At 41.2% G+C, this 24,233-nt stretch carries 23 protein-coding genes, 2 tRNA genes and 1 rRNA gene; all 26 read right to left on the bottom strand.

Features of this window, described 5'->3' with window-relative positions; translation table 11 throughout:
• Nucleotides 1–142: ribosomal RNA gene (locus NON16_RS20740) — 16S ribosomal RNA — on the bottom strand; the annotation flags it as partial.
• A gap of 528 nt (nt 143–670) precedes the next feature.
• Nucleotides 671–2,158 carry a lysine--tRNA ligase gene (gene lysS, locus NON16_RS20735; RefSeq protein ID WP_257351325.1) on the bottom strand — a complete coding sequence of 496 codons (1,488 nt, stop codon included), beginning with the start codon at nt 2,156–2,158 and terminating at the stop codon, nt 671–673.
• Between the two features lie 30 nt (nt 2,159–2,188).
• Entirely contained in the window at nt 2,189–2,611 is a 423-nt protein-coding gene (locus NON16_RS20730) for a GreA/GreB family elongation factor (protein WP_257351324.1), read from the bottom strand.
• 76 nt (nt 2,612–2,687) lie between these two features.
• Nucleotides 2,688–3,680: a tRNA dihydrouridine synthase DusB gene (gene dusB / locus NON16_RS20725; RefSeq protein WP_257351323.1), complete on the bottom strand. Its 993-nt coding sequence runs from the start codon at nt 3,678–3,680 to the stop codon at nt 2,688–2,690.
• Entirely contained in the window at nt 3,664–3,915 is a 252-nt protein-coding gene (locus NON16_RS20720; RefSeq protein ID WP_257351322.1) for a helix-turn-helix domain-containing protein, read from the bottom strand. Before NON16_RS20720 ends, dusB begins: the two co-directional genes overlap by 17 nt.
• Nucleotides 3,867–4,391, bottom strand: coding sequence for a 2-amino-4-hydroxy-6-hydroxymethyldihydropteridine diphosphokinase (gene folK / locus NON16_RS20715; protein ID WP_257351321.1), 525 nt, complete (start codon nt 4,389–4,391; stop codon nt 3,867–3,869). The genes NON16_RS20720 and folK overlap by 49 nt, the downstream gene beginning before the upstream one ends.
• Nucleotides 4,388–4,750, bottom strand: coding sequence for a dihydroneopterin aldolase (folB, locus tag NON16_RS20710; protein WP_257351320.1), 363 nt, complete (start codon nt 4,748–4,750; stop codon nt 4,388–4,390). Before folB ends, folK begins: the two co-directional genes overlap by 4 nt.
• Entirely contained in the window at nt 4,743–5,588 is an 846-nt protein-coding gene (gene folP, locus NON16_RS20705) for a dihydropteroate synthase (RefSeq protein WP_257351328.1), read from the bottom strand. The genes folB and folP overlap by 8 nt, the downstream gene beginning before the upstream one ends.
• A gap of 380 nt (nt 5,589–5,968) precedes the next feature.
• Complete coding sequence (gene pabC, locus NON16_RS20700) at nt 5,969–6,826, bottom strand: aminodeoxychorismate lyase (RefSeq protein ID WP_257351319.1); 858 nt, start codon at nt 6,824–6,826, stop codon at nt 5,969–5,971.
• Complete coding sequence (gene pabA / locus NON16_RS20695; RefSeq protein WP_257351318.1) at nt 6,811–7,404, bottom strand: aminodeoxychorismate/anthranilate synthase component II; 594 nt, start codon at nt 7,402–7,404, stop codon at nt 6,811–6,813. Before pabA ends, pabC begins: the two co-directional genes overlap by 16 nt.
• Nucleotides 7,401–8,846 carry an aminodeoxychorismate synthase, component I gene (gene pabB, locus NON16_RS20690; RefSeq protein WP_257351317.1) on the bottom strand — a complete coding sequence of 482 codons (1,446 nt, stop codon included), beginning with the start codon at nt 8,844–8,846 and terminating at the stop codon, nt 7,401–7,403. The genes pabA and pabB overlap by 4 nt, the downstream gene beginning before the upstream one ends.
• Before the next feature lie 416 nt (nt 8,847–9,262).
• The gene (cysK, locus tag NON16_RS20685; RefSeq protein ID WP_257351316.1) at nt 9,263–10,189 is read right to left on the bottom strand and encodes a cysteine synthase A; all 927 of its coding nucleotides are present in this window, start codon (nt 10,187–10,189) and stop codon (nt 9,263–9,265) included.
• Between the two features lie 244 nt (nt 10,190–10,433).
• Nucleotides 10,434–11,327 carry an Hsp33 family molecular chaperone HslO gene (gene hslO, locus NON16_RS20680; protein ID WP_257351315.1) on the bottom strand — a complete coding sequence of 298 codons (894 nt, stop codon included), beginning with the start codon at nt 11,325–11,327 and terminating at the stop codon, nt 10,434–10,436.
• A 45-nt stretch (nt 11,328–11,372) separates the two neighbouring features.
• Nucleotides 11,373–12,146 (bottom strand): type III pantothenate kinase, encoded by a 774-nt coding sequence (locus NON16_RS20675; protein WP_257351314.1) that lies wholly within the window; start codon nt 12,144–12,146, stop codon nt 11,373–11,375.
• Between the two features lie 433 nt (nt 12,147–12,579).
• Nucleotides 12,580–14,547 (bottom strand): ATP-dependent zinc metalloprotease FtsH, encoded by a 1,968-nt coding sequence (gene ftsH, locus NON16_RS20670; protein ID WP_257351313.1) that lies wholly within the window; start codon nt 14,545–14,547, stop codon nt 12,580–12,582.
• A gap of 81 nt (nt 14,548–14,628) precedes the next feature.
• The gene (gene hpt, locus NON16_RS20665) at nt 14,629–15,168 is read right to left on the bottom strand and encodes a hypoxanthine phosphoribosyltransferase (RefSeq protein WP_257351312.1); all 540 of its coding nucleotides are present in this window, start codon (nt 15,166–15,168) and stop codon (nt 14,629–14,631) included.
• Between the two features lie 15 nt (nt 15,169–15,183).
• Nucleotides 15,184–16,590, bottom strand: coding sequence for a tRNA lysidine(34) synthetase TilS (tilS, locus tag NON16_RS20660; protein WP_257351311.1), 1,407 nt, complete (start codon nt 16,588–16,590; stop codon nt 15,184–15,186).
• Nucleotides 16,591–16,675: 85 nt separating this feature from the next.
• Entirely contained in the window at nt 16,676–17,650 is a 975-nt protein-coding gene (locus tag NON16_RS20655; protein ID WP_308216642.1) for a protein kinase domain-containing protein, read from the bottom strand.
• Nucleotides 17,622–18,362, bottom strand: coding sequence for a VWA domain-containing protein (locus tag NON16_RS20650; protein ID WP_257351309.1), 741 nt, complete (start codon nt 18,360–18,362; stop codon nt 17,622–17,624). Before NON16_RS20650 ends, NON16_RS20655 begins: the two co-directional genes overlap by 29 nt.
• Nucleotides 18,363–18,439: 77 nt before the next feature.
• A complete protein-coding gene (gene spoIIE, locus NON16_RS20645; protein ID WP_257351308.1) occupies nt 18,440–20,929 on the bottom strand; it encodes a stage II sporulation protein E in 2,490 nt (829 codons plus the stop codon).
• A gap of 471 nt (nt 20,930–21,400) precedes the next feature.
• Nucleotides 21,401–21,475, bottom strand: a tRNA-Glu gene (locus tag NON16_RS20640).
• Between the two features lie 49 nt (nt 21,476–21,524).
• Nucleotides 21,525–21,601: transfer RNA gene (locus tag NON16_RS20635), tRNA-Met, on the bottom strand.
• Between the two features lie 781 nt (nt 21,602–22,382).
• Entirely contained in the window at nt 22,383–22,811 is a 429-nt protein-coding gene (locus NON16_RS20630) for a S1 domain-containing RNA-binding protein (protein WP_257351307.1), read from the bottom strand.
• Between the two features lie 122 nt (nt 22,812–22,933).
• The gene (locus NON16_RS20625; RefSeq protein WP_257351306.1) at nt 22,934–23,317 is read right to left on the bottom strand and encodes an FtsB family cell division protein; all 384 of its coding nucleotides are present in this window, start codon (nt 23,315–23,317) and stop codon (nt 22,934–22,936) included.
• Nucleotides 23,318–23,329: 12 nt separating this feature from the next.
• Complete coding sequence (yabQ, locus tag NON16_RS25745; protein ID WP_372508854.1) at nt 23,330–23,920, bottom strand: spore cortex biosynthesis protein YabQ; 591 nt, start codon at nt 23,918–23,920, stop codon at nt 23,330–23,332.
• Nucleotides 23,917–24,231: a sporulation protein YabP gene (yabP, locus tag NON16_RS20620; protein ID WP_257351305.1), complete on the bottom strand. Its 315-nt coding sequence runs from the start codon at nt 24,229–24,231 to the stop codon at nt 23,917–23,919. Before yabP ends, yabQ begins: the two co-directional genes overlap by 4 nt.
• Nucleotides 24,232–24,233: the final 2 nt, after the last annotated feature.

Raw genomic sequence — 24,233 nt, 5'->3', positions numbered from 1 at the left:
TCTTACAGGCAGGTTGCCCACGTGTTACTCACCCGTCCGCCGCTAACCGCTGAGGAGCAAGCTCCTCGTTGGTTCGCTCGACTTGCATGTATTAGGCACGCCGCCAGCGTTCGTCCTGAGCCAGGATCAAACTCTCCAATAAAGTGTTTGACTTGCTCATTCATTTTAAAAATTAATCAGGGTTATTCAAAACCCGTTTCACGCTTGGCTTTTGTTCAGTTTTCAAAGAGCTTTATTGGTCTCTTTTAAAAGACCGTGTCGCTTATTGGCGACTTTACTAATGTATCACACGAGGATGTTAGTGTCAACACCTATTTTCGTGTTGTCGCGAATACAGTTTTTCCAGCGACGAAAAATAATATACCATCTTTTCAAGGATATATCAAGGTTTTTCTCAAAAATAGTTTATATCATTTTAAAACAACATGGTCTTCTCACAAATCAATACATTAAAAACGCAGGCGGCCACTAGAAAGGCCAACAAGGAGGCTGCCTGCCGCTGCAGGGGGAGCTGAACTGATCCAAGTGATTGGCTCAACAAGACTTTATACTTCACTTCTAAAAAAAGAACCAGACCAACTTAAGCACAACATTTAGAAGAAACCTTTAAAGCTACTAAATGCAGGTTTAAGAAAGGCCTGAGTCCTATGAGATCTTTAATATGATTAATTTAACGTTGTCTCATTTGTGGGAATAACAAAACATCCCTAATTGAAGGAGAGTTTGTCAGAAGCATGATCACACGATCGATACCGATTCCTAACCCACCTGTAGGAGGCAATCCGTATTCGAGCGCTTCAATAAAGTCCTCATCCATCATGTGTGCTTCGTCGTTTCCTTCTTCCCTTTCTTTTAACTGAGATTCAAAACGTTCTTTTTGGTCAATCGGATCGTTAAGCTCGGTAAACGCATTTGCATGCTCACGGCCGACGATAAAGAGTTCGAATCGATCCGTAAAGCGTGGATCCTCTTCGTTCTTTTTCGCAAGTGGTGAAATGGCAACTGGTTGTCCATATACAAAGGTTGGTTGAATAAGCTTCTCTTCAACAAAATGCTCAAAGAATTCATTTACGACATGTCCGAATGACATCGTATTCTGGACAGGTACATTATGTTCTTTGGCAAGCGAACGAGCTTCTTCGTCACTCATCTCTTTCCAGAAATCAACGCCTGTATGCTCTTTAATCGCATCGACCATATGGATTCGAGTCCACTCAGGCTTTAAATTAACTTCGTGTTCACCATAAGTAATGGTCATCGTTCCGAGAACTTCTTGGGCAATATGTGCAAGCAAGTTTTCGGTGAGTGCCATAACATCCTTATAGTCTGCATAGGCTTCATATAATTCAAGCATCGTGAATTCAGGGTTATGACGCGTCGATACACCTTCATTACGGAATACCCGGCCAATTTCATAGACCTTTTCCATTCCACCAACAATAAGGCGCTTAAGGTGTAACTCGATTGCGATACGCATATATAGCTCCATATCAAGCGTGTTGTGATGAGTAATAAACGGGCGGGCTGAAGCTCCGCCTGGGATCGAGTGCATTGTTGGTGTTTCTACTTCTAAGAATCCTGTTGAATCTAGATAACGGCGCATTGACTGCAAGATTTTACTTCGAGTAATAAACGTATCTTTTACTTCAGGGTTCATAATTAGATCTACATAACGTTGACGGTAACGCTGTTCAATGTCTTTTAACCCATGGAACTTATCCGGAAGTGGACGTAATGATTTTGATAACAAGGTAAACTCAGTCACTTTAATAGAGAGTTCTCCTACTTTGGTTTTAAAAGCAATCCCTTTCACTCCGACAATATCTCCAATGTCAATGGCATTGAAAAGCTCGTATTGGTCTTCACCTACGCTGTCTTTACGTACGTATATTTGGGTTTGCCCTGTTAGGTCTTGAACGTGGGCAAACCCTGCTTTCCCCTTACCTCGCTTAGTCATTACGCGACCCGCAAATGAAACTTCATGATTGTTTTCGGCAAGGTCTTCTTTCGATTGTTCTCCAAATGCTGTGGTCATAGCCTTTGCAGTATGACTGCGTTCAAATCGGTGACCGAACGGATCGATCCCAAGGTTACGCAGATTGTTTAGTTTCTCTCTTCGCACGAGTAGTTGGTCGTTTAATTCGACGTCTTGACTCATCTAATCACTCCCATGGGTATATCTGATGCTTTATTTCACATCTATGATTTGATATTGAATGGATTTACCTTGAAGATGTATGGTGACCACATCTCCCTTTTTCTTTGAAAGCAGTTCTTTTCCGAGCAACGATTCAACAGAAAGCAGCTTCTTTACCGGGGAAGCTTCTACAGGATGTACGAGGCGATATGTGTCTATTTCTTTCAAATACACATCCAAAAGTTTAACCGTTGCACCAATCGAGATAATTTCATTCTGTTCATCGGGCAATAGTTCAGCAGAATACAAGAGGTGTTCTAGCTCCTGTATTCGTTTGACCGAAAATCGACTTTCCTGCGTAAGCATTTCCTCTGTATTGAACTGAGGCTTGTTTCGTCTGTCGTATACGTCCATTAGTTCCGTTGCCAGCGCCTTGATGCCTTCACTCGTTAGTCTGGTTGGATTTACACTCATAGTCATCCTCCTAAACGTTCGGTTCATTGTGCAGACACCAAGAGGTATAGAACTACTATTCGCTATACTACTTACATTATCCTACCTGTTTTTGCTTTGCTTCCACTTCTTGAACATAATTAAATAATACTTGCTCTAATTCTTCTTTAGAGTCGAGCTCGTTAATTTTATTACGTATCTTTGCATTTTTAGGTAGACCTTTCAGGTACCATGCAGCATGCTTCCTCATTTCTTTCATTGCGATGTCTTCGCCTTTTAGTTCAATCAAGCGATCATAGTGCAGCATACACACCTTGATTTTTTCACTTGGAGTTGGATCGCCAAGCAGTTCTTCTGTTTCAAGATACTGAACGGTACGGTATAGCATCCATGGATTTCCGAGTGCGCCGCGCCCTATCATAACTGCATCACATCCAGTTGTTTCAAGCATCCGCTTCGCATCTTGAGGAACAGTCACGTCACCGTTGCCTATAACAGGGATTGATACCGATTCCTTTACTTGACGTATAATATCCCAGTTCGCTTTTCCTTCATACATTTGCACACGTGTACGACCATGGAGGGCAACCGCTTTACCGCCTGCTTCCTCTATAGCCTTTGCATTTTCAACAGCTAAAATATGATCTTCGTCCCAGCCCATACGCATTTTAACAGTAACCGGCTTTTTGACTTCTGGTACGACAGCCGCCACCATATCATGGATCTTTTGTGGATCTAAGAGCCATTTAGCCCCTGCATCACATTTTGTAATTTTAGGAACGGGACAGCCCATGTTAATGTCAATAATGTCTGCATTCGTATAATCATCTACGTGTTTAGCAGCTTCGACGAGAGTCTCTTTTTCACCACCGAAGATTTGAAGGCTTAAAGGCTTTTCTCTTTCATCGACATATAACATCCGCATCGTTTTGTCATTTCTATGCAGAATTGCTTTATCACTAACCATTTCTGCACATACAAGACCTGCGCCGAACTCTTTTGCTATCAAGCGAAATGCAGGGTTACAAACACCTGCCATTGGAGCAAGAACGACACGGTTTTTTAGTTGAATATCACCGATTTGAAACATCTCTTTCACCTCTCTGCAAATAAGTTGAGTCGTCCTTAGGTGACAACTCTTCTAACGATATATTAAGAACTTCAGTTACTTTGTTTATTTGATCTTGAGTCGGGAGTCGTATTCCCCGTTCAATTTCTCCGAGGATCGAAACGGATATTGTCATTGCCCTTGCCAACTCTTCTTGTGTGTAGCCTTTCAATTTTCGAAAAGCCCGAATTCTCCTGCCCCATTGTTCCGCTTCCATACGTATACTCCTTCATGATTGATTCGTTCTTCCATGATCGTCGAAAAATGTTCATTCGTATGTGGAAATTGCAAGTCTGGTTGCAACTCATATAAAGGAATCATAACAAATCCTCGTTCCAGCATTCTAGGGTGTGGTACCTTTAGTTCTTCTGTTTGTATATTCTCTTGATTATATAACAAAATGTCAAGGTCTAATGTTCTCGGGCCCCAATGAATATTGCGTTTTCGATCTAATTGCTTCTCAATTCTTTGGAGCTCCTCAAGTAAAGTACTCGATGAATAGGTAGTTTCTATATAAGCAACCATATTTAGAAAAGCATCCTGATCAGTGTATCCGATAGGTTCCGTTTCATAAATTGAGCTCACACGTTTTACTTTTGTTTCGTGCAATTGATCGATCGTTTGTAGGGCGCGTCTTAAATAAGCATCCCGTTTACCAATATTGGATCCTAAGGCAAGATAAACGTAATTCATGACCGGGTCCTTGTTATCTCGATCGCAACAGAATCATAATGGCCTGGAATTGGGGGATCTGGCTTAATCACTTTTACAGTACATGAAGTAAGAATCGTGAATTGTTGTAATAATGCGTGTGAAATTTGCTCCGCTACGGTTTCTACGAGCTTTCGCGGCTCACCTTCAACAATTTCTTTTGTTATCTCATAAGCTTGTCCATAATGAACTGTATGTTCGATATTGTCCGAGTTAGACGCATTTATGAGATCACATCCTAAGACAAGGTCAACATTAAACCGCTGCCCAAGTTTCTGCTCTTCTGGATAGACACCGTGATAACCATAAAATTTCATGTTGGTAATATAAATTTTATCCATTCAAAATCGTCCTCCTTGTTAGCATTGCGTCCATCATCATTGCCATTCGTTTGTTCTCGAGCACATCATGGATACGTATGATCTGACAACCCTTTTGGATTCCAAGGCATGTTGTTGCTCCTGTGCCTTCAATGCGTTCATTTGTTTCGGTATCAAGCACGCGACCAATAAACGATTTACGCGACGTACCGAGCAGAACCGGGAATCCCATTGCTGTAATCGTCTCAAGCTTATTCATCACCTCAAGGTTATCTTCGTACGTCTTCGCAAACCCGATGCCCGGATCGAGGATGATGTTTTCCTCTTTTACACCAGCACTCTTAACAAGATTAATACTCTCACGTAAATCCTTTACGATGTCTGCCATGAGATGATCGTAGGCTCGGTTGTCCCTATTGTGCATCAAGATAATCGGTACTTGTAATTCAGCTGCTACTTTTGCCATTCTTGTGTCAGCTTTTGCCCCCCAGATATCGTTAATGATGTCCGCACCAGCTCCAACCGCTTGTTTGGCAACCTCTGCTTTATACGTATCAATCGAAATGGGAACGTTAACCTCTTGCTTGATTGCTTTTATAATCGGGATGACTCGACTCAATTCATCTTCAAGACTAACCGTTTCCGCACCTGGTCGAGTTGATTCGCCACCTATATCAATGAAATCTGCACCTGCATCGACCATTTTTCTTACATGCTCGACGGCTAGGTCAACCGATTCGTTATATTGACCTCCATCCGAAAATGAATCTGGGGTTATGTTTAAGATACCCATGATCCATGTCCTTTCGTTCAAATCAATCATTCTATCTGCGAGCTGTATGTTCCAAGGCTGATCCATTCGTTTTTCACCGTCAAGCAGTTGCCTGATTTCAACACTCAATAGATTGGCGTTATTGCTTTCAAACGATTCTAGCGCTTCCATCGCTTTATGAATACCAGGTGTATGTCCAACAATTAACCCATGAGTTTCACCTGCTTCAAGCTCTTCAGCACGCTCATTTAAAAGGCAATTTTGTCCACATTGTAGTAGACACTGCTTGAGCTTCCATGCCGTTTTAATTGTAAGTCCTTCTATGCGGATGATCGTTTTGCTTTGGAGTAGCTGTTCACGGCTAACTGTATCAATTCTTGCCTCGATTGATAACAGTTCATTCATTGCGTCTGCTTCATTTTTCGGATAAATAAATACCGGGTTATATTGCATGATAATGTTCCTTTCTAAATTCTTCTCGTCCAGAGCTTATGTCGGCTTTCTACGTATTGAGAAAATAATGTAGTTGTAAGTTTGCCTTTCGTCCCAGCGAATTGGTGCTCCCCTATTCGGGAGAGCCCAACGATTTCCTGAACAGAATTGGTCACAAAGCATTCATCTGCATCCATTAAAGCCTCTTTTGGAAATTCACCTATACAAAAAGGTATTTGTAGTTTCTCACATAAAGAGAGAACATATTGCCTCGTTATCCCATTTAAAATGCCCGTATCAATCGAAGGTGTATAAACGGTACCCGCTTTTACCCAGAAGATATTTGAGGTAATCCCTTCTGCTACATGTCCATCATCGGTTAAGAAAATCCCCTCTGTTAGTGGATCTCCACCTAATTCTTGTTTAGCCAAAATGTTATTTAAAAAGTGATGAGACTTCCAGCGCTCATTTCCTTCTGGTGTATTACGACGGATGGTTAGAATCGTCCCTTCCTTCGAGTTCATTGTACTTGGAGCTGGTTGGAGTTCGCCGCCGTATATGAACACTGTCGGATCCGTGTATTCAATCGTTTGTAAGCCAGGCTTTCCAATACCTGCTGAAATATTAAGACGAATACTCGCATCTGCCCAACCATTCATTTGCATTAATTTTGCCAAACAAGCAATAATTTCTTGTTTGGTTATTAGCTTTCTAATCTTTAAATCTTCTAGTGCTCTGTTTAAACGATCAAGGTGATCATCCAGTAAAAATGGGTGTCCATCATACAACCGAAACGTTTCAAAAACACCCAATCCATATAGAAACCCGTAATCAAAAGGGGAAATTTGCGCTTCTTCTTTTCTTACATAAGAGCCGTTTAAATAGAGATACATTGCTTGTCACGTCCATACGAATGTATAAAATTTTGTAATAGCTGCTTGCCGCTTGAGGTCATGATCGACTCTGGATGGAACTGGACACCTTCGACAGGGAGAGATTTGTGACGAATAGCCATAATCTCTCCTTCAGCGGTTTCAGCTGAAATCTCAAAGCAATCCGGGAGGCTTTCCCGATTGACGATCAATGAATGGTACCGTGTTGCGACAAACGGTCCATCAAGATCTTGAAACAAGGTTTTTTGATCATGATGAATCAACGATGTTTTGCCATGCATTAAACGATGAGATCTCTCAATGTTGCCACCAAACACCTGGGCAATGGACTGGTGACCAAGACATACTCCCAGAATAGGAATCTTGCCAGCAAAGTAATGTATGGCTTCAAGACTTATTCCAGCTTCGTTCGGACTACACGGACCTGGTGAAATCATCAAATAACTTGGATTCAGTTGTTCAATCTCCTGTATGGTTATCTCATCGTTCCGTTTCACATATATTTCCTCGCCAAGCTCCCCAAGATACTGTACGAGATTATAAGTAAAAGAATCGTAATTATCGATCATTATAATCATCGTTGAATCATCCCTTCCTTAGCTTGTTCACTCAATTCCTTTGCATGCCAAAGTGCTTTCGCCTTTTTCAAGCTCTCTTTATATTCTGCTGGAGGGTTTGAGTCAATTACAATGCCCGCCCCTGCCTGAACATGAGCCCAACCGTCCTGACAAATCATTGTCCGTATCGCAATATTCATTTCCATATCTCCATCAAACCCAATCCAACCAATGGAGCCTGTATAAACTCCGCGGCGAACCGATTCCAATTCTTCAATGATTTCCATCGTACGAACTTTTGGGGCTCCTGTTATTGTTCCACCAGGGAATGTAGCACGAATAACATCCATTGCATCGTGATCGTGATGAAGGATCCCTTGAACATTTGATACGATATGCATAACGTGTGAGTATTTTTCAATGACCATGAACTCATTTACGTCTACAGAGCCATATTGACAGACACGTCCGAGATCATTACGTTCTAAATCTACAAGCATAACATGTTCTGCACGTTCCTTCTCATTCTCAATTAACGTTTTTGCCAGTATATCATCCTCAACTTCATCCCGACCCCGTGACCTCGTTCCGGCTATCGGACGGGTACTTACTTCATTTCCTTTTTTCTTTACAAGAAGCTCTGGTGATCCGTTTACAAGTTGAAAGTCAGGTGTATGAAAGTAACCCATGTAGGGTGACGGGTTAAATTCTCTTAGCTGTTCATAGATCTGCTTAGGATTTGTATGAAGTAGCTGTGATTGACGAACAGATAAGTTAACTTGAAAAACATCCCCGTCTCGGATATATTCCTGTATTTGTTCAACCGCTGAATGAAATGCAGCTTCATCCATCGAGTAAGGTTTATAGGGCTTAGTAGGTGTAGGAAGTATAAATTGTTCTTCCCTGACTACTTCATCTGCACCAAGCCATTTATTTTCTAGGGAATCCAATTGGGCCACACCAAGTTCGTCATCCCCTTCTTCAATATGAGTGATGAACGTTAGTCGGTTCGTATTTATATCAAGTATGATTAGTTCTTCAAATACCATAAAATAAACATCCGGCATATTTAGATCATCAGCGGTCTCTTCGGGTAATCGTTCGATTTGTCTTGCTACATCATAACTGATATAGCCAACCGCCCCACCTTTAAAATCAGGAAGTTCTTGCGAAATCGAGTCATTAAAAACAATGTCCGTTGTTTGTAAATAACTCTGGACAAGGTCTAGTAAATCGCCGGTTTCTGTTGTTGTACCATTAGTGCTCTGTATTTCTAATTGATCCTTTTTCCCTTTTAAAATAGCTGTTGGGGTGAGGCCAATTATATGAAAGTTCCCGCCCCTGCCACTCTCAAGCAGAACATGATGCCGTTCGTTACTCGTTAAGGCTTTGTATCGTTCAAACCAATCGGTTCGATTAAATGGTTTTGTTCGTAGGAAACGTTTTTTTGTTGTTGGTTGCATATTTGTCCACTCCTGGCCGTGCTTTTTTCCTCTTTTATTGTACATGAAGCGAGAAGGTCTGACACGAAAAAGTACACACCAGTTCTTAACAGTTTTATTCTGATGCATCCTTAACGTAAAGAAAAGCGGAAGCGCCCTGTTCAGGTGTGATAAAGAAAACTTGGTAAGCGCCAAGCTTTTTAGGCGATTACCTTAGTTGCACTTATGCTTTAGTGCAAGCGCTGGAGATTCTGTAACACAACACGCTTTTTCGTGTTTGTGGAAGAATCGAAGCGACCTCGAACACCTGGGCGCTGAAGCTAGACATCGCATCTATGCAGCAAATTTTACACTATCTTACCTTCATATAAAAAAACCACAGTATAAAAAAACACTGTGGTTGACTTTCATGTCCATGCCTTTCCTCGATCATTCATTTATTCTTCATCAAATTGATAAAGCGGTGTACTTAAGTAGCGTTCACCGTTGCTTGGAAGGACAGCAAGTACTTTCTTACCTTTACCTAGTTTCTTCGCGACTCTAACAGCTGCCGATATTGCTGCTCCGGAAGAAATCCCACCAAGAATTCCTTCTTCTCTTGCCGCTCTTCTTGCATATTCAAATGATTCTTCAGTCGTAACCGTTAACACTTCGTCATAGACAGTAGTACTTAGGATAGATGGAATAAACCCTGCACCAAGTCCTTGGATTTTATGCGGACCAGGTTTTCCACCAGATAGAATAGCAGAGTCAGCAGGCTCAATGGCATAAATTTTGATCGATGGATACTTTTCTTTTAAAACTTCACCTGCACCTGTAATCGTTCCACCCGTACCAATACCGGAAACGAACGCATCTAGTTGATCTCCCATTTGCTCGACAATTTCTTTCCCTGTCGTATCCCTATGAACGATTGGATTTGCTTCGTTTTGGAATTGTTGCGGCATAAAATAGCCCTTCTCGTTTACAAGCTCCTCCGCTTTAGCGATCGCACCCTTCATCCCTTCAGGTCCTGGTGTAAGTATGAGTTCAGCACCGTAAGCACGTAAAAGATTGCGACGCTCCATACTCATGGTATCAGGCATAACAAGAACCGTACGCAGCCCTTTCGCAGCTGCAACCATTGCTAAACCAATTCCAGTATTTCCACTTGTCGGTTCAATGATCGTATCTCCCTCTTTCAGCTTACCCTCTCGCTCAGCAGCCTCAATCATCGCTGCAGCAATACGATCTTTAACACTACTTCCGGGGTTCATAAATTCAAGCTTTAAATAAACCTCCGCATCCTCTGAATCTGTCAACCGGTTCAGCTTAACAATAGGTGTTTGACCAATCAAATCTACAATTGACTTTCCCACTCTCATACCTTTCACTCCTCAATGCTGAGTATTTTTATCGGAATAATATGTTTCAATAATATCATCGGAAGAAAATTTTTTCAATTATTTTAAGTGCATGTTCAAAAAGGAGGATAAAAAGAGCCGAGATTAATGAGGTTCAACTAAAAATCGTCACGTCCTGTGACAACGTTGAACTGACTCACATCCTGTGAGCCCCCGGACTTTTTTAACAACCTCCTAAAGTCATATGTTCAATCGACACAAAGCATTACCTTTTCCCTTTAATTGCTTCATCTTTTAAATGAATCAAATTTTCTTTCGTGAAATGGTAAGATTCATTGCAAAAATGACAATTCGCTTCTGCTTGACCATCCTCATCAATCATATTTTGGATCTCTTCTTCTCCAATACTTATAATCGCATCTGCAATTCGTTCCTTGGAACAGCTACATGAAAATTGAACATCGGATTTATCCAAGATCTTGACATTCTCCTGACCTAGAGCGTTGTATAACAATTCCTCAGGAGTCAATCCTTTTTCAATAAGCTTCGATACAGGATCAATGTTTTCAAGGCGCTTTTCAATAAACGTAATCATTTCATCTGCTGCACCCGGCATTATTTGAATGATGAATCCACCAGATGCGAGAATCGAATTGTCCGGATTCACAAGTACTCCAACAGCAACTGCTGATGGGATCTGTTCGGAGGAAACAAAATAGTAGGTAAAGTCTTCTCCCAGCTCGCCTGAAATAAGCGGGACTTGGCCAGTAAAGTTTTCCCGAAGACCTAGATCCTTAACAACAGAAAGAAAACCATCTTTTCCAACAGCTCGTGCGACATCGAGCTTTCCTTTCTCATTTAAATCAAAGTGGACCTCAGGGTTGGATACATATCCGCGCGTCCCGCCTTTTGAATTTGAATCGACGATAATTGCACCAATTGGACCACCGCCTTCAATTTTCACGGTAAGTTTATTTTTTTCCCCCTTTAACATAGAAGCCATCATTGTCGATGCGGTCATCGCTCTTCCTAATGCAGCAGATGCTGTTGGCAAAGTTTGCTGTCTGCGCTGGGCTTCTTTAATCATTTCTGTTGTGTTTACCGCATATGCTCTGACATTCCCGTCAAAAGCTAATGCTTTTACTAAGTAGTCTGACATGAGGGACTTTCCTCCTTAAAAATAACTGTCCTATTCAATATTTCTTTAATTTAATTCCATATTTTTGCGATAGATAAGTTGAAGACCTTTAAGTGTAAGGAATGGATCAACCACATCAATTAAAGGAGATTCCTTACCAATTAAACGAGCAAGTCCGCCAGTAGCAATTACTTTCGGACTGGCACTCACCTTAGCTTTCATTCGCTGTACAATTCCCTCGACTTGGCCTATGTAGCCATAGAAAATTCCTGCCTGCATTGCACTCACTGTATTTTTTCCGATTACGCTATCGGGACTGTTAATTTCAATCCTCGGCAATTTAGCCGCATGTGTATATAAGGCTTCGGTCGAGATTCCTATACCTGGTGAAATCGCTCCACCCAAATAATTTCTCTGTTCATCAACAAAACAATACGTAGTCGCTGTTCCGAAATCAACAATGATTAGCGGACTTCCGTACTCATTTATTGCTGCAACTGCATTAACAATACGGTCTGCTCCTACCTCTCTAGGATTTTCAGTCTTAATATTGAGCCCCGTCTTTATTCCAGGACCAATTACCATCGGCTGTATTCCAAAGTACTTTTCACACATCTTTTCAAGCGGAAACATGATCGGTGGAACAACAGACGAAATTATAATGCCATCAATATCCTTAAATTGTAATCCAACATGAGTTAAAAGGTTAGAAATAAACATTCCGTATTCATCTTCAGATTTCTTACGGCTTGTTCCGACACGCCAATGATATTTTAATTCGTCCCCATCATAAACGCCAAGAACGATATTAGTATTTCCTACATCCATTACAAGAATCATTCAAATCCCCACTATCTATGCCATTTTCTCTCTTTAGTTATATCACAAACAACCTCTGAAAACACGTCATACTTATCATTAAGAAAAGCGCAAGCGCCTTGGGTAGCCACGAAGGTCACTGGAAGGCCACTGAGGAGGCTGTTGCCGCCGGAAGGGACTGAAGTGATCCGAGTGGCTGGGCGCTGGAGCTAGACATTGCCTCTCTGCATCAAAATTTTATACTTTCTTACCTTTTAAGAAAAGCGCAAGCGCCCTGCTTAGCCACGAAGGTCACTGGAAGACCGACGAGGAGGCTGTTGCCGCCGCAGGAGGACTGAAGTGATCCAAGTGGCTGGGCGCTGAAGCTGGACATTACATCCATGCCGCAAACTTTTATACTTTCTTTACTCATAAAAAAAGAGACTGACTCAACGTAGAGTCAATCTCTTTATCATTAATCTTTTTTGTTTTCGTCAGATGGTGGTTCTTCAGTTGAAGATGCATCATCACTTACATCATTAGCATTTTCTTCTTTTTTCGTAATCGTTACCTTAACATCTTCTTCGTCAGCTTTTTTCTTTGGAGTTTCATACCCCTCCGGCATTTTTCCGGTTTCATAAAGTGACTTAATTTGTTCACCATCAAGTGTTTCAACTTCTTTTAACGTTTCGGCAATAAGATTCAATTTATCCTGATTTTGAACAAGAATCTCCTTACAGTTGTTATATGCTCCCTTAATGATCTTTTGTACTTCAAGATCAATATCATGAGCAATTGCATCACTGTAGTTTTGCTCATTTTGGATATCGCGTCCGAGGAAGACATTGCCCCCCGAACCTTGTCCGAATTGCATCGGACCAAGCTTTTCACTCATTCCAAACTCTGTGACCATCTTGCGCGCAATACTAGTGGCACGTTGGAAGTCGTTACTTGCACCAGTGCTGGCTTCGCCGAATGAGATCTCTTCAGCGACGCGTCCACCTAAAAGGCCTGTAATCTTATCAACCAATTCCGGTTTAGTCATAAAGTAACGGTCTTCTTTAGGAAGTGTTACCGCATATCCACCTGCTTGACCACGAGGCACAATCGTAACTTTATGGACGATCTCTGCATCATCAAGAACAAGTCCGATTATCGTATGGCCCGCTTCATGATAAGCAACGATGTCTTTTTCTTTCTTAGAAATAACCCTACTCTTCTTAGCTGGACCTGCAATAACTCTATCCGTGGCTTCGTCGATGTCTTCCATATCGACTTTCTTTTTATTCCGTCTAGCAGCAACAAGGGCAGCCTCATTTAATAGGTTCTCGAGGTCCGCACCAGAAAATCCAGGTGTCCGCATTGCAACTGTTTTTAAATCAACCTCTTCAGCAAGTGGTTTATTTCGTGCGTGAACACGTAATACTGCTTCACGTCCCTTAACATCTGGACGGCCTACAGGAATCTGTCTGTCGAAACGACCCGGACGTAACAAGGCTGGGTCGAGTATATCAGGTCGGTTTGTTGCGGCAACGATAATAATACCTTCGTTAGCACTGAATCCATCCATTTCAACGAGTAACTGGTTCAAGGTTTGTTCACGCTCATCGTGTCCTCCGCCAAGTCCAGCACCACGTTGACGACCAACTGCATCAATTTCATCAATAAAGATAATACATGGAGCATTTTTCTTCGCGTTTTCAAATAAATCACGTACACGGGATGCACCAACCCCGACAAACATCTCCACGAAGTCAGAACCACTGATTGAGAAGAATGGTACTCCAGCCTCACCTGCAACAGCTCTCGCTAGTAAGGTTTTACCAGTTCCCGGTGGTCCAACAAGCAAGACCCCTTTCGGAATACGTGCACCAAGTGCTGCGAACTTACGAGGATCTTTAAGAAACTCAACGACCTCAACAAGTTCTTGTTTCTCCTCATCCGCACCTGCTACATCTTTAAAGGTGACCTTTTTCTTTTCTTCGCTATAAAGCTTTGCCTTGCTCTTCCCGAAGTTCATAACCCGGCTTCCGCCACCTTGGGCTTGGTTTAGAAGGAAGAAGAACAAAATAAAGATAATGACAAAAGGAATGATAGAAGTAAAGAAGGTTACCCAGCCACTCGTTCCTTCAGCCTGTTTCACCTCGACGTCAACATCAGCCTCTTTTACCTGAGCAAGGACTTCATTACTCATGTCGGGTGGTATGTTCGTTACGAAAGTAGTCTCATCCTCATAGGACTTTAGCTGCCCCTGTACAACATACACCATATTTTTCGGCTGCATGGATAATGATTCGACTTCATCATTTTCTAAAGCACTAATAAATTCATCATATCGCAATTCTCGAACGTCGTTATTGTTGCCGTTAAAAAAGCTAACAACCCCAACAACAACAAGGAATATCAGTAAATAAAAAATTGTATTTCTAAAGATGCGATTCATCCCTTACCTCCTCTCGCGTATAAAGAAAATCATAATTTATAGTATCATAACTGTTCATTACTTCACAACAAATTGCCCTTACTAGTTCTGGTAAATCTCTGGCTTCAAAACCCCGATAAAAGGTAAGTTCCGATAACGTTCTGCAAAGTCCAATCCATATCCAACAACAAAGGCATCTGGAACACTGAAGCCTGTAACATCAGGCTTTAGATTCACCTTACGTCCAGTAGGCTTATCGAGAAGCGTGACGATCTTAATCGATTTCGCCTTCCGGTGTTTAAACAATTCTACGAGGTAATTCAATGTAAGTCCGCTGTCAATGATATCTTCTACAATTAGCACATCTCGACCTTCAATTGACGTATTTAAATCCTTAATGATCTTAACCTCTCCTGAGGAAACGGTAGAATTCCCATAGCTTGAAACATCCATAAAATCGAGCTCAACGTGGACATCCATACGTTTGACCAGATCTGCCATAAAGGGTAATGCACCTTTTAAAACCCCGATCACGAGTGGAAAACGATCCCTATATTCATTTGAAAGCTGTTCTGCAAGCTCCTTCACCTTTACTTGAATTTCATCCTCTGAAATCAAGATCTCCTGCATATCGTTCTTCATTAGTATGTATTCCTCCTAGACCTGATGCCTGTAATTTTCAAAGTGCAGAATCATCTTTGTTTGATCTCGATTTTCTGCATTCGGCAGTTCTGCATGTTTCATTAATGGGATCCATACAATTGTGCCAGATGAATCCACTACAATCGGCCAAATGTCTCTTAACTCTCGATTGAGCTTTGCATCAATAAAAATATCTTTAACCTTTTGGGTCCCTTGCATTCCTTTAGGCTGGATTCGATCCCCTTTTTTTCGCGTTCGAACGACTAAAGGCCAATGTACCTGTGAAGGATGAAGGAGAAAGTGCTCCCTTCCAAGATACATTTGCTCGCTAGCATTTTGTTGAACGTTCATCAATGATAGATTGCCTACAGGTAGGTCATAAACCTCTCCAATCTCGAGACGGTGAGTATAGCGATTTATTCGTTCTTTGTTCTCAAATGAAAACAAACACTCATCATAATTTCGCTTCACGGTTAACCCTTTTGGAAAACTTAACAATCCAGATGGCCTTTGAGATTGTAAAAGATGCCTGCAATCCTCGATATGTGTTGATGAAATAATGGAAGAATCCGAGCGATAAAGATAGTTTAATATTAGATGAATCCCTCTCCTTTGTAAAGGATTTGCCAGCTCCAGAAAACGCCCTACCGACAATGTCATTCGTTTGTCACATTTTTGCAAAATGACATCTTCCATCTTCTGTTTACAGATTGATTGTAACAGCTCTTCATCTTCTGTTGACCGTTCGCTTAAGCGTTGAAACTTTAAATGAACATCCTCTTCTTCCTTCTTAAGAAAGGGGAGAACCTGTGTTCGATAACGGTTTCGAGTGTAACGGTGACTGGAATTACTAGGATCGACTTTGTACTCAATCCCTCTATCCTTACAATAGTGCACAATTTCCTCTTTCGTTATTCCTAGAAACGGGCGGATAATGGAACCCGTTGAAAAAGAGCGGCGAACAGGAATTCCAGTGAGACTAGACCGACCTGCACCGCGTACAATACCCATGAGCATCGTTTCAATCTGATCGTCGCCGTGATGGGCAAGAGCAAGAGAATTTGCCCCATACTGTTTCATTACAGATTCAAAGAACTTATATCTTACGTTACGCGCAGCTTGCTGTGGTGATTCACCTGTTTCTTTTATATATAATGGTACATTTATTTGAGCAGATTCAAACGGGATGTCATGGCTGATGCAGTATGTTTGCACGAATGTTGCATCTTCAGCAGATTCATCACCACGAAACATGTGATCGACGTGTGCAGCTATAAGCATCAATCCCATAGAACTTTTCTTTTGTATGAAGTAATCCAAAAGTGCCATCGAATCCGGACCTCCTGAAACTCCTATTACAATTGTTGTTTTCTCACACAATAGCTGATGACGTTTTACGAAAGCATCCACCGCTTCAAGCATGTCCCTATCCCCTTATAAACAAGTTCAAAAGAAATCTATGCCATCATAGAAGAACCATCAGACAATGTCAATTTATTCGTTCAATTTACATGTGACCTATGAGATAAATGACATAAAAGGCGAACATTATTAGGACAATCAGGATCGTTTCCAAATACCCACGGCGCTTCTGAACCTTCTTTTTCTGATATCGCATTTGTGGATTTGGCTTCTTATGATAGCTAATTGATTTTGTTCGTTTATGAATGGTTGGAGAGGTCTTTTTTGAATAATAAGAAAGGAGATCTTGTTTCATCTCTAAAGCAGATTGATATTGACCGTTGATCGCTTTATCAAGGAACCTACTATATTTTCGTAGCCAACGTTCCTTATCAATATATCGTTTAAGTTGCTCCCATCCCCCTTCTTTCTTTTCAAATCGGGACGGATAAGCAAAGTTAATGATAATCATTGCAACCGCAAAAAGATCGTATGATGGTTCTGCTCGCCTTGATCCAAGTCCCCAGAATCCTCTATCAAAAAACTCCGTATATTCCTTAATCGCTCTTCCAACCATCGTAGTTCCTCCAACATCAAGCCAGCGTATTTTCGGCGGTGGCCCCGAAATGAGAAGGTTGTCAGGCTTTAAGTCTCCAAAGACCCATCCCGCATTATGCAAATCATGCAAGTCTCCAAGCAGTTGAATAAGGATAATCCCAAACCATTCATCCTTTCGCTGCTTCATGAAAGAAAACAATGTATCACCTTGAACATATTCCATTACATAAAAAGGAATTGAGCGGCCTGTATGAACCCAGTCGTCCATTTCGATAAAAGAAGGCCCAAGCTTTTTCCCCTGGACCTTCGATAGGTACTTAAGGACATTTACTTCCGATGTTATCGAAAGGCTATCGCTGCTCACCTTTAAGGCGACCTTTGTTCCATTCCCACGTGCGAGATAAACGGTCCCAGTTGCCCCCGATCCGAGCTCTCGAAGGATGGTATATTGATTCTGGCTCCACTTTCCGAGGATAATAGAACCTGGGGTGATATTAGCTTCCGGATTCTTCGATGTATTCATCATCGCCACCTAGCAGCTCTTGTTTCGATCGTTTTTCTGAAAAAAGTTCAAGTGCTTCCCTCAATGCTGGACCTGTCGGTGTAATGCCACCTGTGGAAATCTTTTTAAACGTTTTTACAAGTGAATCAAGCTGTGGGTCCCAATCAATTAGCCGATCAATAGGTTGACGTTTTCCGGGAAATGCATAAATTGCAAATAAGTTGTTTCCGGTTCTTGAATTTAATGAAATAGAAAGGTCGATCAACGATTCTTGCACGGTTGGAAGTTTATCATCCATACTGGCAGAGATATCAACTAGGATAAGCACTTCTAGATCAACCATTTCACCAAATTCATCGACAACCTCCATAACCTGACCACGTTTCTCGGGAGGAAGGTCCTCCATTTGTTGACCTTCACCAAGAATGTGAGTAAGCTCCTTGTTGATCATCCCATGTATCGTCTGGGTCATTGCTTTTTGGGTGACCATCTTAACCGTTTGAGCCAGTTGATTTGCGTACACAATTTGACTAATTCCTCCACCGCTCATAGCAATATCTTCGACTTCTTTTAAACCATGTTCACCGTAGGCTTCGTTCCGGGATAATATACCGATGACATTAACAGTAATCCCTTTTTCCTTTGCGAGTGCAGCAATGGCTACTGGGTCTTCACCGTGATTCGAGCATCCGTCCGTTATCAAAAGTATTTGCCTCAACGTTCCCTTCCTCATACAAAAAATCCCCTCTCGTCAATGATTATTACCATCATGGACAAGGTAAAGGGGATTTATACGTTAATGAAGGCTTGTCATGCCTGCTTTCGGTATGCCTTTTTACGTTGTGGAATCGTCGACCACTTAGGTATGTTTCGTTCAATCTTCGTAACGACAACTGTCATATCATCCTCAATTTGACCACTATCCGTTCGAATCACTTCTTCGAGTAACAAGTCAGCAATTATCTGAGGATCATCAGAGTCTATCTCGCGAATTTTCCGTTTCATCCACAGCTCGGTGTTTTCGACGTGTTTTGGCCCCTCAAAAATGCCATCGCTCATCATTACAAGAAGGTCACCCGATTTCAATTGATCATTCACGACTTCTACGTCAAACTCTTCAATGATCCCCATCGGAAGATTACTTCCTTCAATCATTCTAACTTGGTCCCCGCGCTTTACAAAGCTCGGACTGGAGCCGATTTTCAAAAATCGAACAGATGCAGCTTGGAGGTCAATCATGGCCAAGTCCAGCGTTGAGAACACCTCGTCTGTCGTTCTTAACGAGAGGACAGAGTTCACTGATTTAATTGCGGTTGTTTCATCGATCCCTGATTGTAGAATTTTCTGTAATAACTTCAAGGTTTCATTACTTTCAAGATGTGCCCTTTCCCCATTGCCCATCCCATCACTGATTGCAACTGCATATTTACCTACGCCAAGTTCAATCATTGAATGACTATCCCCTGAAATCCAGGCGCCACCCTTTGCTGCACTTGAAACACCTGTTTCCACGACAAAGTTTTGGGCTGAGCTAAACACTACATGACAATACCCGTTTGGATATACAGCGCACTCCTCACTTTTGACAATTACTGTTTCCTCTAGAATATCCGACAATAAAGGGGCAATGACCTTTTCTGATTCCCCTCGTCCGTTGCAGTAAGGTATACTCATTTCTATATCAACACACCCTCTATCAAGAGAGTAGATTTCAACGTTTCCAACCTCAAGCCCAATGTCATCAAGCGACTCTTTAATTTGCTCCTCTTGTATTTGATGGTTTTCACGTTCTCTCTGAATTTCCTTAGCAAAGTTGTCCATTACCTGGGAAACTCCATGTAGCTGTTCTGCTACTAACCTTCTACTCTCCTTAACCTGTTGTTTTAGTTTTATATTGGCATGGTATTGTCCAAGCTCATACTGTATCGTTTCAGCAACCTTCTTTGAACGGACACAATGGCGCTCCCATTCCATTTGTAATCCTCTGTCCTTTAGCTTGCCTTGCGGAGTAGTGTCAGCCATTATTTGTGTCATCAAATTGTAGGTCGTATCAAAATTATTTGCCCAGCAATGCCGTTTTTTAAAACACGTTTGACACGTCTTTTCAGTGATATTACTAAGAAACATATCAAGCTCCCTGGTTCCTTCTTCCTCTTTTATTCCAACCGATCCGGCTGTTGAAAAACTATGGGAAAGAGCCTGGAACAAAGTAGAAAACTGCTCGACCCGATTTGCTGTTACATCACGTATTTTCCGTAAATATTGTTGTTGCTCCTGCGTATATTCCTTTGTACCAGGTATGTAGCGGGATACTTTAGAAATCGCACTGTTCGGTGTTAACAGGAACAAAGCCATTGCAGCACCCGACTCCAATAGGGTTTGTGTTAACACTACATTTTCTTCTCCATACAGACCGAGTAATAGTGTGCCGATTAGTAATCCGATGCTTACACCGATTTTTCTCCCCTCTTTTAGAAGACCCCCTAATAAACCAGAAAATGCGAGTAGACTCATTTGATAAAGGCTGTCTATATTCGCAAGCCCAAGGATAAGCCCTGTAACAACTCCTACAGTAGCGCCGATAGCTGCACCGCCTACAATCGCAAACACAAGGACTAGGTAACGAGATAATATATGTTCAATTGATAGATCATAGATTTGCCATCCGATCGTGCCTGTCATAACTGAGGCCAACAATATGATGAAACATACGATTTCTTCATTTTTTAAAGAGTGTTGGATTTTCTTAAGAGAGAGCAGTGGGATGCTTTGCAGAAAAATCATTGTCAGTATACTGCCAAGGCCCGCCTCGATTACAACCATCAACAACGCCCCTGTCGTGATCGGTTCTGAGGCAAACGACTGCAAACTCATTCTCGTTATAAAACTCGCGGCAAACACTGTAATCGGTAAAATCTTGTAATTGCTTTTTAATAGATTTGTAAGTATTGAATGGAGAATCATAAATACAATTAAGCCTATTGAAACAAATAATCCGGTCTTATCAAATGTTGTTAAAGCCCCAGCCAGTAGAGCTACCGCTGCCACACCAGCTCGTTCTGACTTAAGCATTAGTACGGCTCCAAAAAACGGTAACGCAAATGGGGAAATTTCAGATAGGATAAGGGCTCGACCAAGCAAAAAACCAGTGCAGAACATTAGCACCCCCCAGTGAAGGAAAAAACGTTCTATCCTTTGCTTTACGCTTTTTGTTTGAAATGTTACGTTTCTTTTCATTTTTTCCACGACTACAATCCTATTCAATATATCGCTTCCTATCGTTCCTACCTTTTCGAACATCCGTTGCACCACCCGTTAATAGATTTGTGTTCTCTATTAAAACACAGAGGTGATACATAATTTGTCAAACCATCAGTCCACACCTTCAAAACTTCTCGACGGGTTTTGAGGTTGGACGCCATTAAAACTCATATTTCAGATAGGTCTATTGGATGATAATGAACTTGTTTTCTGAATGAGGAACATTAGAATCAAATAAAGGCTGAACCTTAGATGCAAGTATACTAATGGGTAATAGTTCATACATCTATACGTGGAAATCAGAGGGTTCGAAACTGTTTTAGATAAAAAACAGAACAAAGGGAAAATTATGACGAAGCATCTACAAAAGTCGGATAAAAAGGAGATAGCTTTAATTTCTCTACAAGTAGCTATTTGCTTATGGGGGCTAAAACAATTTCTAAACATACCGAAATCAGGTCCAAAAAAGGTAACCCTCTAAAGAGCTACCTTGTTCATTAAAGTATGTAATGGTGACCCCTACGGGATTCGAACCCGTGTTACCGCCGTGAAAGGGCGGTGTCTTAACCGCTTGACCAAGGGGCCATTCTAATAGAGATTTCAAAAGTATATTAGTAATTATTTTCAAAAAAAGTGGTAGCGGCGAAGGGGATCGAACCCCCGACCTCACGGGTATGAACCGTACGCTCTAGCCAGCTGAGCTACACCGCCATAAGAATGAGCTTATAAAAGACACAACAAGAATAATACAAGATTATCAGATTTACGTCAATAGTTTTTTTCGACATTAAAAGAAAAACACTAGCACTCCGGGTAACCCCGAAGGTCACCGGAAGGCCAACAAGAAGGCTGCCGCCGCTACAAGAGGACTGAAGTGATCCCCAAGGGGTTAGACAATATTAGAAAAGCTGAAGCGCCTTGGTCAGTAACAATAAGGACAACTAGAACAGCACCAAATTTCACGAAGGCATTTGTCTAATCTGCACATATGCTTTAGTTCAGACGCTTGAGATTCTGAAACATGAACCACACTAAAAAATATTGTGGTTCTTATCTTCCCAAAAACTCCAATTTTCCTTATTATCCTGTCGTTTAGTTGAATTATTCGATACGGATGAATTGCCTATTTTTCGGATGAATTAGTCTCAGTGCGGACGAATTTCATGTTTTCCAAATGTATTATTCACAATACGGATGAATTCTTTTGAAAATAGCTGTTAACTATACATGTATTTCATTAAATATGATCTTCTTACACTCTTAAAGAAGAGTCATTGATACTTAACGCTAATTTGCCTCAGAGAATCTTATGTACAAACTCCGAACTGAAGCACATTTTGAATCAATAGTTATCCATAGCTTAAGAATTTTATAGTTTCGCTAAACAATAAAAAAGAGGCTGATCTGGAATCAGCCTCTTCTTAATTATAGTGCTTGCGTCTCCGATATATAATGCAAATTTTTACTACAATCGGTAAGCAGCAGATATTAGTTAACCCCGGCGGGCGCCGCGCCCCCCTCGTTTGGATTCGGTTTGCCTTTTGAGAGTAGATAAACTTTCTTCACTATCCTTTAAAAAACGATTCAATTTGTCTTCAAACGATACGAATTCATTGTTCGGCCTTCTCGATGGCTTTCCTCCTCGACCACGTGGGCGATCTGTTCTAGGCTTGTATTGTTTCGGTTGTTCTTTCGCTTTCTTAATCGAAAGTCCGATCTTACCCTTCGGATCCACATTAATGACTTTTACCTCAACCTCATCTCCGACTGATAGATGTTCGTTGATATCCTTTACGTAACGATCGGCAACCTCGCTGATGTGAACCAATCCGGTGATACCATCTGGCAGCTCTACAAATGCTCCAAAATGGGTAATACCTGATACTTTTCCCTGTAATTTGCTGCCTACTTCAATTGTCATGTAAAAATTGCTCCTCCTTAAATAATAAAAAAGCTCTAATTTACTCAGTGCTCAAACATACACATTTTATGTTGGATAATATTTGAACACCTCTATATTATACATGCCTTAAAAATCAAGTGTCAACGAGTGTCTTCATCCTCTTCTGGAACTTTAAAGATCGTTTCCCCACGCTTGGACATGTTATAGTCTCTTCGTGCAACTTCTCCAATATATTCCGGGTCTTGTAGTCTATTCACTTCTTCTTTAAGTTGTGTCTTTTCCTTTTTGACTTGCTGCAATTTTTGTTCAGCTTTTTGTTGCTCATCTCTTTTCTCCGCGATTACAGTCGCCTGAGAGGTAATCGTAGATATCATGACGGTGGAGATGATGACAATAAATACACCAAACACAGTTAAACGGCGGATCAATCCCTTTTTTCTTCTGGATGCCCGTTGTTGTTTAAGTTTTTCCTCTTTTACATAATTTTCATTAAGAGCCGTCACTTTTCCGTTACGCTGAACCATCCTGAACCTCCTTTACCTTCTCTTTATTCTAATCCAACTCTTCACTTTATTCGTTGACTTCCTTATAATTCCTGCTACCCTTTGTAGTTTTGTCCACATTTTTTCCGGAATTAACCATAGGAGCAATCTGCCTATAAGCCGAATCGGGTAAAATAGGATTCCACATAGGAAAAGGAGCACCGATAATAAGGACTTACCTATCATTTTACTGAAGCCAACGATAAGATTCAATATTACTTTTATCGGATTAAAAATTAGAATGGTGAAGGTTCTCTGTCCGAAACGGAAAATATGGACGACCACATTTATAATAAGTTCCAAAAACCGCTTAAAAAAAGATTGTAGGACACCTTTGTAGCAGGCAAAGCCACAAAGTAACGCTAAAAAGATGATAACACGGACCTCGCCTTTATTAACCTGGAGCAAAATGTAAAAAATAATTAGTGCTTGTAAGACCCAAAACAACATGTCATTAATGAAGCGAAGCCAGTTCCAACGTGTTCTCCGTGTTTGAAACCGATGGTAGGTATCTAGTGATGCACCGATCCATATTCCGCTTCCAATCATTGCAAGTATTGTGTAGAACTGAACCGTAAGCGTCATTTGAATAGTTTGTTTAAAAATCCTTTAGATTTATCTCCCTGTTGTTGATCCAGGTATACGAGATCGTAAACCTTACCCTCAATGGAGACAAGGCCCTGTTCCAGATTGAGATTTTTCATTTTTAAGTTGTAACCTCTTATAGCAAGAAAACCCATTGAGGTTTCCAACAGAAATTCTTCATTGTCGAAGCTTTCAACTTGTTTAACGCCTGTTATATCCAATGCTTTCCTTCCACGCATTTTAACATCGTGATCTGGGGCTGTGGAAGATTTGTCGTAGGACTGTCCATTATAATCATAGTATTGTTCCATAG

This window comes from Pseudalkalibacillus decolorationis (assembly GCF_024609785.1).
Classification (GTDB): Bacteria; Bacillota; Bacilli; order Bacillales; family Fictibacillaceae; genus Pseudalkalibacillus; species Pseudalkalibacillus decolorationis.
The sequence above is the reverse complement of the archived record's forward strand: the minus strand, read 5'-3'. Positions and strand labels throughout refer to the sequence as shown.